This window comes from Saccharopolyspora sp. NPDC002686, assembly GCF_040295745.1.
GTDB classification, from domain to species: domain Bacteria; phylum Actinomycetota; class Actinomycetes; order Mycobacteriales; family Pseudonocardiaceae; genus Saccharopolyspora; species Saccharopolyspora oryzae.
This window is the reverse complement of sequence record NZ_JBEOVY010000251.1, coordinates 1-11,649: the sequence shown is the minus strand read 5'-3', so window position 1 is coordinate 11,649 and position 11,649 is coordinate 1. Positions and strand designations below refer to the sequence as shown.

The following is an 11,649-nucleotide window of genomic DNA, read 5'->3' as shown; positions in this document are numbered from 1 at the left end:
GAGACGTTCACCGACGGGTTCGCGCGCAGCGCGGTGGCCACGGCCTTGACGACCAGGTCGTTGACGCTGACCTTCTCGGCTACCTGCCGCAGGACCCGCGCGAAGGTGACCTCACCGTCTCGGCCAAGGACCGGGTGCTGTCCGCGCGCGGCCTGGACCAGCTGCTGCGGGACATGGAGAAGGCCCAGACGGCGATGGCCGAGCTGGCCGACGACCGCCAGCGCGACAAGGCGATCGCCCGCTACGGCCGGCTGGAGGAGCGCTTCGGCGCGCGCGGCGGGTACGCCGCGGAGAGCGAGGCCGGGCGGATCTGCAGCAACCTCGGACTGCCCGACCGGGTGCTCGAGCAGCCGCTGAGCACTCTTTCCGGTGGTCAGCGGCGTCGCGTCGAGCTGGCCCGGATCCTGTTCGCGGCCTCCGAGGCCGGTCCGGGCGGCCGTTCGGCCAGCACGCTGCTGCTCGACGAGCCGACCAACCACCTCGACGCCGACTCGATCAACTGGCTGCGCGACTTCCTCAAGGCCCACGACGGCGGGCTGGTGGTGATCAGCCACGACGTCGACCTGCTGGCCGCGGTGGTCAACAAGGTGTGGTTCCTGGACGCGATCCGCGGCGAGGCCGACGTCTACAACATGGACTGGGCCCGCTACCAGGACGCCCGCGCGGCCGACGAGAAGCGCCGCCGCCGCGAGCGCGCCAACGCGGAGAAGAAGGCCTCCACGCTGATGGCGCAGGCCGACAAGATGCGCGCCAAGGCCACCAAGGCGGTCGCCGCGCAGAACATGGCCCGCCGCGCGGAGAAGCTGCTGGCCGAGGCCGAGACCGAGCAGGCCCAGGAGAAGGTCGCCAAGATCCGCTTCCCGGATCCGGCGTCGTGCGGGCGAACCCCGCTGACCGCCGACGGCCTGTCGAAGTCCTACGGTTCGCTGGAGATCTTCAGCGGTGTCGACCTCGCGGTGGACCGCGGTTCGCGGGTCGTCGTGCTCGGCCTCAACGGTGCCGGCAAGACCACCCTGCTGCGCCTGCTGGGCGGCGTCGAGAAGCCCGACTCGGGTGCGGTCGTCCCAGGTCACGGGCTGCGCATCGGCTACTTCGCGCAGGAGCACGAAACGCTGGACCACAACGCCTCGGTCTGGGAGAACATCCGCAGCGCCGCCCCGGACGCCCCGGAGCAGCAGCTGCGCACCCTGCTGGGCGCGTTCCTGTTCCAGGGCGAGCAGCTGCAGCAGCCGGCCGGAACGCTCTCCGGTGGTGAGAAGACGCGGTTGGCGCTGGCCGGACTGGTCTCCAGCGCGGCCAACGTGCTGCTGCTGGACGAGCCGACCAACAACCTCGACCCGGCCAGCCGCGAGCAGGTGCTCGACGCGCTGCGCAGCTTCACCGGCGCGGTCGTCCTGGTCACGCACGACCCGGGTGCGGTGCAGGCGTTGGAACCGGAACGGGTCATCCTGCTGCCCGACGGAACCGAAGACCACTGGTCGGAGGACTACCTGGACCTCGTCCAGCTCGCCTAGCAGGCACGGCCGACCAGAGTCGCACTACTGCGGATGGATTAGTGCTTTCCGGTGATCGCCGGGCGGTCATCTCGGCCATTGGCCGATCTTTTTTCCATGATCGCCTGGCGTTCCCGCCTTTCCTGTTCGATCATTGCGCTGACAGGGGTCGCGAGGCCCGACCTGCTCAGAGGGAAGGCGGGGACACCGTGGCTGAGCTGAAGAAAGGTGCGCGCATCACAGGGAGTGCGCGGGACAAGCTTGCCAGTGACCTGAGGAAGAAGTACGAGAAGGGGGCTAGCATCCGCGCGCTCGCGGAAGCGACCGGCCGGTCGTACGGCTTCGTGCACCGGGTGCTGAGCGAATCAGGTGTGCAGCTGCGCGGTCGTGGGGGCGCGACTCGTTCCAAGAAGAAGTGAGCTCGGCGGCCATCGGCCGCAGGGCCTGTCGGTGATCACCTCGCGCAGGTGATCCGAGCGGCTGACGCCGCTTCCGCGGTGCGCGGACGCAGGCTCTCAGCGAGGAGGTCCGCTTGGCGGAGTCGATGGTGGACGCCGACCTGCTGGATCGTGGCGGTGTGGGGCTCACGATCCGAGGTCGGCGGGCCACGATCACCTTGAACCGCCCGGACGTGCTCAACGCGCAGACACCGCACACCTGGCAGGCGCTCCGGGAGATCGGTCGATGCCTGGACGCGGAGGTCCGGGTCGTGGTGCTGCGCGGCGCCGGCCGGGCGTTCTCGGCCGGGCTGGATCGGCGGCTGTTCACCGCCGCCGAGGTCGACGGGGCGCCGGGGCTGGCCGCGCTGGCCCAGCGCCCCACCGAACAAGCCGACGCCGAGATCGCCGGCTTCCAACAGGGGTTCAGCTGGTTGCGCGAACCCGACCGGGTCACCATCGCGGCAGTCCGGGGGCCCGCGATAGGTGCTGGATTCCAGCTGGCGTTGGCGTGCGACCTCAGAGTGGTCGCCGCCGACGTCAGCTTCCGCATGGCCGAGACCGGACTGGGTCTCGTGCCCGATCTGGGCGGCACGCTGCCGCTGGTCAGAACCGTCGGATACGCGCGGGCGGTGGAGATCTGCCTGACCGGGCGCGAAGTGCGCGCCGAGGAGGCGCTGCGGCTCGGACTGGTCAACTCGGTGGTCGAACCGGACCGGCTCGACGCGGCGGTCGACGAACTGGCCGCAGCCGTCGAGCAACCGCCGCTCGGCGCGGTGCGCGAAACGCTGGCGCTGCTGGTGCAGGCCGACGAAGCGGTCGACCCCGAACAACAGCTGGCAGCGGAGCGAGCCGCCCAACTCCGCCGCATCGCGGAAATCGCCGCGCAGTCCGACTGATTCTCAGAACTCGTCTTCGATCCTGGTTTGTGCTCTTTTGCTTGTATTCGCCGCCAGGCGAATAGCCCACTCTCGCTACCCGCGCCCCGCAAGAGGAGTTCAAGGACAGGGCTTGGTTTTTCAGAGCAGGCCTGGGACTCGTTTGCCGTAGTGCTCGAGGTTCGCGGCGTTGGCTTCGTCGCCGCCCACCGTGTTCGAGCTGCGCCAGACCGGGAGGTCGACGCCTTCGGTCGCGGCCTGGTCGAACAGCTCGACCAGCAGCAAGTTCCACAGGTATGCGTTGGCCATCGATGACAGCGGGGCCGTCACCGGGGCGTCGGCCGGGTAGCTGGCGTCGCCGCCCGGAACCAGGGTGTCCAGCACGATCTCGGCCTCTTCGGCCAGCGTGGTCCCGGCGCGCTTGGGGGCTTCGGCGCTCGCCGTCGGCGAGGTGATCGCGATGACCGGCGATCCCGCCGTTCGGGCGATTCGGGCCAGTTCCACCGGATAGGGGTTCACCCCGGAGTTGGAGAACACCACCAGCGCGTCCACTCCGCCCTGGAACCCGGCCCCGGTGAGGATCTCCTCGGCCAGGCCGGTGCGCCGTTCGGTCCGGGTGCTGGGCACCGCGCCGTGCAGCGGCAGCAGGTCGTGGTGGTAGAGCGGCCGGACCGCGGAAAGACCGCCCGCCCGGTAGAAGGTCTCCATCACCCCGGCCAGCGAGTGGCCCGCCCCGGCCGTGCACACCAGGCCGTCCGCGCGGATCGCGGTGAGCAGCCGCTCGGCTGCGGTGCGCAGGTTCTCGGCGTTGTGCGCGCCGATCTTCCGCAGGTGTTCGAGCATGTGCGCGGCGTGGCCGGGCGCGGTTTCCGACATTCGGGGCTCCTGTGGGAGAGCGGAACGGACGTAAGGTCTATACCAATTTGATGACGCGGCGGTCAAGGACCGCTTCCACCACTGGTGTGGTGCGCGGGTAGGGTGTTGATCAGCGACCGAGATCGAGGGGATGCATGCCGCAGCGAGGCAACCGCAGAGAACTGCTCGCCGACGCCGCAATCGAGGTGCTGGCGCGCGAGGGAGGTCGTGGGCTGACCCACCGCGCGATCGATCGCGAGGCGGAAGTTCCCGAGGGCACCACGAAGAACTACTTCCCGACGCGCAGCGCGCTGTTCCTGGCCGTCGCGCGCTACCTGGCCGCTCAGCACACCGCCGCGCTCGAGGCGCTGTGCAGCGAGATTCCCGCCGACGTCAGCTCCGAGGACATCACCGCGCTGTACGCGGCGATGCTGCGCCGGATGGCCACCAGCGCGCGATCGCAGTTCCTGGCGCTGTTCGAGCTGCACCTGGAAGCCGTTCGGAACCCCGAGGTGAGCACCGCGCTGAGCGCGATCACCCAGGCCAATGTCGACACCGCCGTGCAGCTGCACAGCGCGGTGGGGCGGCGGATCAGCCGGCGCGGCGCCGGGTTGCTCGACGCCGGGATGCTCGGCGTGGCGCTGTCGATGCTCAGCCTTCCCGAGGACCTGGTCTCCGAGCTCGGACTGGACGACGCCGACGTGGTGGCGCGGGCGTTATTGGCGCTCGGTTCGCCGCAGGGCGGACCGGCGATCGGGGTGCTGCGGGGCGCTGCCGGCTGAGCCGGTGGCGCTTCGAGGCCGCGCGGCGACGCACGGTAGCCTTCTGGGGGACGAGATCTGGGCAGGGGCGTCCTGGGGGTCGCCCACGATCGAAGTGGATGCAGGGAACGCATGTCGAATCCAGCACAAGTCGAGCCCGGCCCGCTAGGAGAACCGCCCGCGGTGGTGTTCGCCCGCCTCGCCGACGTCCCGGTCGACGCCCTGGACAAGCTGATCGAGGCGACCCACGAGGTCTACGACGACCTGAACAAGGTGCTCGGCCATCCCTACTGGGGTGATCTGGTGTACCACCAGGGCGCGGCCATGAAGGCGTTGAAGGAAGCGCGGATCTGCATGGAGGGGCTGCGCGCCGAGGCCGTCGGCGCGCGCAACACCGAACTGGGCGTCACCGTCACCACCGCGGTCGTCGACGGCGAACGGCACTACGCGCAGACCGAGGACGACAAGGCCGAGCTGGTGGACAAGGTGCTGCGCCCGCAGCAGCCGGGTGCCAGCCACCTCTACGTCTGGGACCGGCCGCACCAGGATCCCGAGGCGCCCGGTCCGTACCTGCAGGTGCGGATCGTCACCGACGTCGAGGACGAAGTCGGCGTCCTGAACTTCACCGAGGAGAGCGAGGACGGCGAAATGACGTCCTGGCACACCCTCAACCCGGCGCCTTCGCCGGAAGCCCCCGCACTGCCCTTCGACGCGGGGAGCACGCTGAAGTTCCCGCGCAACGCGGTGCTGCCGTTCCGCGAACTCCGCGCTGCGCTGGACGAATTCACCCGAACTGGGCAGCAGCCGGAGGCCGTGCAGTGGCAGCCCGCGCGCTGGGGCGACCTGTAGCTCAGCCGTAGATCCCCTGGACCGCTCGGCCGGCGATGGTCGTGACGATCTTGAACGCCTTCATCGCCTCGGTCATGCTCGGCGCGTCGAAGCCGACCCGTCGCACGTCCAGCTGGTCCACGGTCGGGATCACCGCGGCAGCGGCCGCCAGGTGCGCGGCGTCGAACTCCACCTCTACGCGGTGCGGTCGCACGTCGCCGCCGGTGCGCCCGGCCTGGCGCATGCCCTCGGTCGCCGCGGTGCGGATGTCGGCCGCGGTGCGGGCCGGTGGGCGGCAGATCGCGGCGTAGCGGCTGACGCACTCCTTGACCACCACGCGGTGCGCGGACGGTGCGTAGTCGGCGGCTTCGGCGCAGGCCCGGTCGTCGCCGGTGACCAGCAGGACGGGGACTCCGTGCTCGGCGGCCAGCGCTGCGTTGAGCCCGCCCTCGCCCGCCGGGCGGCCGTCGAGCCAGACGCCGGTGATCGAGTTCTCCAGGTAGGTGTGCGACAGCACGCCCTCCTCGCCCGCCCGCGCGTGGTAGCCGAGGAACACCACACCGTCCACATCGGACTCGATGCCCTGCATCATGGACAGCGGCTTGTGCCGCCCGGTCAGCAGCACCGCGCGCTCGTCGAGGTCCTCCAACAGCAGGTTGCGCTGCGAGGAGTGCGCTTCGTTGACCAGCACGTCCGTCGCGCCCGCGGCGCACAGGCCTTCGACGCAGGCGTTGACGTCGCCGGTGAACAACCTCCGGAAGCGCTGCCACTGCTCGGTTCCGGGCACCACGTCATCGGTCCAGGTGACTCCGGTGACGCCTTCCATGTCAGCTGAGAGCAAGATCCGCACGACGGCCAATCTAGGCGCGTTGTCCAGGCTTTCGGGGTGTGGCGCGCCGATCGGGTAACGGTTCGGTTCCGCTCGGTGACGCCGGGTGGCGACAACTCGTGGTTAACCATTGACGAACAGTGTCCGAAGGTGGTTCCTTTCTCTCACTCGCCGCGAAGGAGGGGGTCACAAGTGGGCAGACGACTCGTCGCGCTCTGGGCCGTGCTGCTGGTGGGCTTGCTGGCGCCGGTGCCCGCGTCGGCACAGGACGCGAAGCCGCAGGGCGCCACGCTGCGCATCGGGCTGCAGCAGCAGATCGATTCGCTCAACCCGTTCCTGGGCTACACGCTCGCCGCCACCGACATCTTCCGGGCCATCTACCCGACGCTGACCACCTACAGCGCCGACGACTTCTCCGTGCAGCCGGAGCTGGCCGAGAAGTGGGAGACCTCGCCGGACAAGCTCACCTGGACCTTCCACATCCGGCCCGGCGTCAAGTGGTCCGACGGCCAACCGGTGACCGCGCGCGACGCCGCCTACACCTACAACCGGATGATGACCGATCCGGCCGCCAGCACCGCCAACGGCAACTTCGTGGAGAACTTCGACACCGTCACCGCACCGGACGACGGCACGCTGGTGATCCGCACCAAGACCCCGCAGGCGACGATGCTGGCCATCGACGCGCCGATCGTGCCCGAACACGTGTGGTCCAAGGTCACCAACGTCGAGGAGTTCACCAACGACCAGATGCCGGTGGTCGGCAGCGGACCGTTCGTGCTCACCGGCTACCGCACCGAGCAGGACGTCACGCTGACCGCCAACCCGGACTTCTGGCGCGGTGCGCCGAAGGTCGCCGAACTGCAGTTCATCCAGTTCAAGAACAGCGACGCCGCGGTGCAGGCGCTGCGCAAGGGCGACGTCGACCTGGTGCAGAAGCTGACCCCCGCGCAGTTCGACGCGCTGGCCGGCGAGTCCGACATCAAGCAGGTCAAGGGCCAGGGCCGGCGCTTCTTCGAGCTGATCCTCAACCCCGGCGCCAGCAACAGCAACAACGAGCCGATCGGCACCGGGCACCCGGCGCTGAAGGACGTGCGGGTGCGGCAGGCCATCGACCACGCGATCGACCGGCAGGCGCTGGTCGACCGGGTGATGGGCGGCTACGCCGACGTCGGCGGCGGTTACCTGCCGCCGATCTTCAGCGACTACCGCTGGAATCCGCCGCAGCCGCGCGGGTTCGACCTGGCCGAGGCCAACCGGATGCTCGACGAGGCCGGCTACCAGCGCGGCCCGGACGGCGTCCGGCGCACCCCGCAGGGCGAACCGCTCGACTTCGACTTCGTGCTGCACGGCAACCGTTCGGAGGACAACCAGGTCGGTGAGTTCGTCAAGCGGTGGCTGGACGAGCTGGGCATCCGCGTGGAGCTGCAACCGGTTTCGGACAACCAGCTCAACGACCGCACCACCGCCGGTGACTTCGACATGGTGATCAGCGGCTGGTCGGCCAACCCCGACCCGGACTACGTGCTGCGGCTGCAGACCTGCGGCGCCCGGCCCAGCCCCGACGGCGGCGGGAACACCGACACCTTCCTGTGCGACAAGCAGTACGACGAGCTCTACAACCGGCAGCTCGGCGAGTTCGACAAGGCCGCGCGCGTCGACCTGGTCAACCAGGCGCAGGCCCGGTTCTACGACCAGGCGGCCGGGCTGATCCTCTTCTACCAGAACTCGCTGGAGGCCTACCGCACCGACCGCTACGCCGGTTTCACCCTGCAGCCCAAGGACAACGGGGTCATCGTGGCGCAGCAGGGCTACTGGGGTTACCTCGGCGCGGAGCCCACCGAGGAGGCGATCAACGGGTCCTCGGGCACCGACTACAGCACCGTCGCGTGGGTGCTCGGCGGGGCCGTGGTGCTGGTCGGCGTCGTGGTGGCGCTGGTGATCGTCCGCCGCCGGGCGACCGCCGACACCAGGGAGTGAACCGTGTCCGATCTGCTTGCCACCGTTCCGGAACAGGACTCGCCCAGCGGCGGCCGCCGCCGGTTCGCCCGCTACCTGGGCGGCAAGGTCGGCGGCGGCCTGGTGAGCCTGTTCCTGGTGGCGGTGCTGGGTTTCTTCCTGTTCCGGGTGATCCCGGGCGACCCGGTGCGCACCATGACGCGCGGGGCACCGGTCAGCGAGCAGCAGATCCAGGTGCTGCGCGAGCGGTTCGGCCTGGACCAGCCGCTGTGGAAGCAGTTCCTGGACTTCATCGGCAACCTGCTGCGCGGTGACCTCGGCACCTCCTACACCTACAGCCGCCCGGTCGGGGACCTGATCGTCGAGCGGATCGGCCCCACCGTGCTGCTGGTGGGCACCGCGACGGCGCTCGCGGTGGTGCTGGGGCTGTGGATGGGTTCCCGCGCGGCGTGGCGGCACGGCGGCGCGTTCGACAAGACCTCGACGTCGGTGGCGCTGACGCTGTGGTCGGTGCCGACGTTCTGGCTCGGGCTGATCGTGCTGATGGCCTTCGGCGTCGGGGTCGGTCCGATCCCGGGGCTGTTCCCGGTCGGCGGGATCTCCTCCCCGGACACCCCGCCCGAGTTCCTGCCGCAGCTGCTCGACGTGGCGCACCACCTGGTGCTGCCGTCGCTGACCATGGTCGCGGTGATCTACGCCGAGTACCTGATGGTGATGCGGTCGTCGCTGCTGGAGGAGATGGGCGAGGACTACCTGACCACTGCCCGCGCCAAGGGGCTCCGAGAGGACCTGGTGCGCCGCAGGCACGCCGTGCCCAACGCGATGCTGCCGACGGTCACGCTGATCTTCCTGCGGCTGGGGCTGGTGGTCGGCGGGGCGATCACGGTGGAGACGGTGTTCTCCTGGCCCGGTCTGGGACTGCTGACCTTCGAGGCGCTGAGGGTGCCGGATCTGCCGCTGCTGCAAGGGATCTTCATCGTGCTGGCGGGGAGCGTGGTGGTGATGAACGTGCTGGCCGAGCTGCTCTACCGGGTGCTGGACCCGAGGGTGCGGGAATCATGACCGCCACCGCCAACCAGATCGTCCGGGCCCGGCGCCGAGCGCGGCTGGGTGAGGCGTGGCGGGTGTTCCGCGCCGACCGGGCCGGGCTGTTCGGGCTCGTGGTGCTGGTCGTCGCCGCGCTGATGGCGGTGCTCGCGCCGCTGCTCACCGACGCCTCCGGACTCGACGTCACGCGGGTGAGCGGGGAGCCGTTGCAGGCGCCCAGCGGCGATTACTGGCTCGGCACCGATGAATCCGGTCGTTCCGTGCTGCTGCTGACCTGGTGGGGCGCGCGGGTGTCGCTGGTGGTCGGGCTCGCGGCGGCGCTGCTGTCGGTGCTGATCGGTGCGCTGGTCGGGGTGCTCGCGGCGCACTTCGGCGGGTGGACCTCGCGAATCCTGCTGCGGTTCACCGACTTCTTCCTGGTGCTGCCCGCCCTGGTGCTGGCGATCGCGCTGTCCACGGTGCTCGAGCGCGGGTTGTGGACGATCGTGCTGGCGATCGGGGTGACGTCCTGGCCGCCGACGGCGCGCATGGTGCGGGCCCAGACGCTGACGATCGAAACCCGCCCGTACATCGAGCGGGCGCGGGCTCTGGGCGCCGGGCACGGGCACATCATCGGTCGGCACGTGCTGCCTGCCGTGCTGCCGCTGGTGTTCGCCAACACGACGCTGGCGGTGGCCAGCTCGATCATCGCCGAGTCCACGCTGTCGTTCCTGGGGCTCGGCGACCCGAGCCTGGTGTCGTGGGGCTCGATGCTGAAGTCGGCGATGGACACCGGCGCGGTCACCGGAGGCGCCTGGTGGTACCTGCTGCCGCCCGGTGTGGGGATCGTGGTGGTGGTGCTCGCCTTCACGCTGTGCGGGCGGGCGTTGGAGACGGTGTTCAACCCGAGGCTGCGGGGGCGGCGGTGAGTCCGATTCTGCAACTGCGCGACGTGTCGGTGACCTACCCGGGAGCGGGCGAAGCCGCCGTGCGGGGTGTGAGCCTGAGCCTCGGCGAAGGCGAAACCCTCGGTCTGGCGGGCGAATCCGGCTGCGGTAAGACGAGCCTGGCGATGTCGGTGCTGCGGCTGCTGCCGAGCTCGGCGCGCGTCGAGGGGCAGATCCTGCTGGACGGCGAGGACGTGCGCGCGATGACCTTCGGGCAGCTGCGCGCGGTGCGCTGGGCGGATGCCTCGGTGGTGTTCCAGGGCGCGATGCACGCGCTGAACCCGGTGCACACGATCGGCGACCAGATCGCCGAGCCGATCAAGCTGCACGGCAGCGCGGAGGACCCGCAGGCGCGGGTCGCGGAGCTGCTGGCGCAGGTGGAACTGCCCGCGGACCGGGCGAACGCCTACCCGCACGAGCTCTCCGGCGGGCAGAAGCAGCGGGTCATGATCGCGATGGCGCTGGCGTGCGAGCCGCGGCTGGTGATCGCCGACGAGCCCACCACCGCGCTGGACGTCGTGGTGCAGGCGCAGATCCTGGAGCTGATGCGGCGCCTGGTCGCCGAACGCGGCATCGCGCTGGTGATGATCAGCCACGACCTGTCGGTGCTGTCGGCCAGCTGCTCCCAGCTCGCGGTGATGTACCAGGGGCGCGTGGTGGAGCATGGCCCGTCCCGGCAGGTGATGACGAGGCCGCAGCACGAGCACAGCAAGGCGCTGGCCGACGCGTTCCCGACCGTCGGTGATCCGGACTTCCGGCTGACCGAGAGCGCGTCCCGCGGGTCTGCGCTGCTGGAAGCCGAGGGCGTCGAGGTCGACTTCACAGGCCGGTCGGGACGCGTCGTGCACGCCGTGCGCGGGGTGGACCTGGCGGTGGAGGAGAAGGAGATCGTCGCGCTGGTCGGGCAGTCCGGCTCCGGCAAGACGACGCTCGCGCGGACCCTGCTGGGCTTGCAGCAGCCGACCGGGGGAGCGGTGCGCTACGACGGGGTGCCGCTGCCGACCAGCACCTCAGGGCTCCGCGACTACCGCAGGCAGGTGCAGCTGGTGCTGCAGGACCCGACGGGGGCGCTCAACCCGCGGCACACCGTGTACGAGGCGGTGGCCGAAGGTCTGCGCATCCACGGGATCGCCGACGACGAGCGCGGTCGGGTGGCCGCGGCGCTGGAGGCGGCTGAGCTGCGTCCGGCGGAGAAGTTCTTCGGCCGGCTGCCGCAGGAGCTCTCGGGTGGTCAGCGGCAGCGCGTGGTGATCGCGGGCGCGCTGGTGCTGGAGCCGAAGGTGCTGATCGCCGACGAGCCGGTGGCCTCGCTGGACGCGACCGTGCGCGGGGAGATCCTGTCGCTGCTGCTGCGCCTGCGGGTGGAGCGGGACCTGTCGACGCTGGTGATCACCCACGACCTCGGCCTGGCGTGGAACATCGCGGACCGGGTGGCGGTGATGTACCAGGGCGAACTGGTCGAGGTCGGCCCGGTCGAGCAGGTCCTCCTCGACCCCCAGCACGACTACACCAAGACCCTCCTGGCCGCGGTGCCCTCCGTCGAACGCCGCGTGGCGTAGGGCCTGCAGGAGGTCCGGTTTCCGCTGGTCAGGTCCCGTGAGTACTTCGGGTTGTTATAGCGACCCAAAGTACTCTC

Annotated in this window: 11 protein-coding genes; 9 read left to right on the top strand and 2 right to left on the bottom strand. The window is 70.2% G+C overall.

Annotation, left to right across the window (positions count from 1 at the left end; genetic code table 11):
• The 3 genes from ABTZ89_RS27315 to ABTZ89_RS27305 form a co-directional block, all read left to right on the top strand.
• Positions 1–1,514: ABC-F family ATP-binding cassette domain-containing protein (locus ABTZ89_RS27315; protein ID WP_351049855.1), on the top strand; the 1,514-nt coding region annotated here is incomplete at its 5' end.
• 188 nt (positions 1,515–1,702) lie between these two features.
• Entirely contained in the window at positions 1,703–1,912 is a 210-nt protein-coding gene (locus ABTZ89_RS27310; protein ID WP_010310662.1) for a helix-turn-helix domain-containing protein, read from the top strand.
• A gap of 113 nt (positions 1,913–2,025) precedes the next feature.
• Positions 2,026–2,829, top strand: a complete 804-nt coding sequence (locus tag ABTZ89_RS27305) for an enoyl-CoA hydratase/isomerase family protein (protein ID WP_333778341.1) — start codon at positions 2,026–2,028, stop codon at positions 2,827–2,829.
• Between the two features lie 120 nt (positions 2,830–2,949).
• Here the strand turns inward: ABTZ89_RS27305 and ABTZ89_RS27300 are convergent, their stop codons facing one another.
• The gene (locus ABTZ89_RS27300; RefSeq protein ID WP_502949603.1) at positions 2,950–3,684 is read right to left on the bottom strand and encodes a sugar isomerase domain-containing protein; all 735 of its coding nucleotides are present in this window, start codon (positions 3,682–3,684) and stop codon (positions 2,950–2,952) included.
• Between the two features lie 134 nt (positions 3,685–3,818).
• On the opposite strand from ABTZ89_RS27300, the gene ABTZ89_RS27295 reads away from it, so the two are divergent.
• Positions 3,819–4,445, top strand: coding sequence for a TetR/AcrR family transcriptional regulator (locus ABTZ89_RS27295; protein WP_270950635.1), 627 nt, complete (start codon positions 3,819–3,821; stop codon positions 4,443–4,445).
• Positions 4,446–4,556: 111 nt separating this feature from the next.
• A complete protein-coding gene (locus ABTZ89_RS27290) occupies positions 4,557–5,273 on the top strand; it encodes an Imm1 family immunity protein (protein WP_270950636.1) in 717 nt (238 codons plus the stop codon).
• Position 5,274: 1 nt separating this feature from the next.
• On the opposite strand, the gene ABTZ89_RS27285 is transcribed toward ABTZ89_RS27290, so the two are convergent.
• A complete protein-coding gene (locus ABTZ89_RS27285; protein WP_351049850.1) occupies positions 5,275–6,102 on the bottom strand; it encodes a M55 family metallopeptidase in 828 nt (275 codons plus the stop codon).
• Between the two features lie 171 nt (positions 6,103–6,273).
• Here ABTZ89_RS27285 and ABTZ89_RS27280 point away from each other — a divergent pair, with 171 nt between their 5' ends.
• From ABTZ89_RS27280 to ABTZ89_RS27265, 4 genes are read left to right on the top strand one after another with little or no spacing between them, the layout of a single operon-like run.
• Positions 6,274–8,061, top strand: coding sequence for an ABC transporter substrate-binding protein (locus ABTZ89_RS27280; RefSeq protein WP_351049847.1), 1,788 nt, complete (start codon positions 6,274–6,276; stop codon positions 8,059–8,061).
• A gap of 3 nt (positions 8,062–8,064) precedes the next feature.
• Positions 8,065–9,102, top strand: coding sequence for an ABC transporter permease (locus ABTZ89_RS27275; protein ID WP_408641881.1), 1,038 nt, complete (start codon positions 8,065–8,067; stop codon positions 9,100–9,102).
• Positions 9,099–9,995: an ABC transporter permease gene (locus tag ABTZ89_RS27270; RefSeq protein ID WP_270950639.1), complete on the top strand. Its 897-nt coding sequence runs from the start codon at positions 9,099–9,101 to the stop codon at positions 9,993–9,995. Before ABTZ89_RS27275 ends, ABTZ89_RS27270 begins: the two co-directional genes overlap by 4 nt.
• Positions 9,992–11,572 carry a dipeptide ABC transporter ATP-binding protein gene (locus ABTZ89_RS27265; RefSeq protein WP_270950640.1) on the top strand — a complete coding sequence of 527 codons (1,581 nt, stop codon included), beginning with the start codon at positions 9,992–9,994 and terminating at the stop codon, positions 11,570–11,572. The genes ABTZ89_RS27270 and ABTZ89_RS27265 overlap by 4 nt, the downstream gene beginning before the upstream one ends.
• Positions 11,573–11,649: the final 77 nt, after the last annotated feature.

What these genes read in the sequence shown, in the direction of transcription:
- ABTZ89_RS27270 (WP_270950639.1), top strand. Translation starts at nt 9,099, where the DNA reads ATGACCGCCACCGCCAACCAGATCGTCCGGGCCCGGCGCCGAGCGCGG.
- ABTZ89_RS27295 (WP_270950635.1), top strand. Translation starts at nt 3,819, where the DNA reads ATGCCGCAGCGAGGCAACCGCAGAGAACTGCTCGCCGACGCCGCAATC.
- ABTZ89_RS27290 (WP_270950636.1), top strand. Translation starts at nt 4,557, where the DNA reads ATGTCGAATCCAGCACAAGTCGAGCCCGGCCCGCTAGGAGAACCGCCC.
- ABTZ89_RS27300 (WP_502949603.1), bottom strand. Translation starts at nt 3,684, where the DNA reads ATGTCGGAAACCGCGCCCGGCCACGCCGCGCACATGCTCGAACACCTG.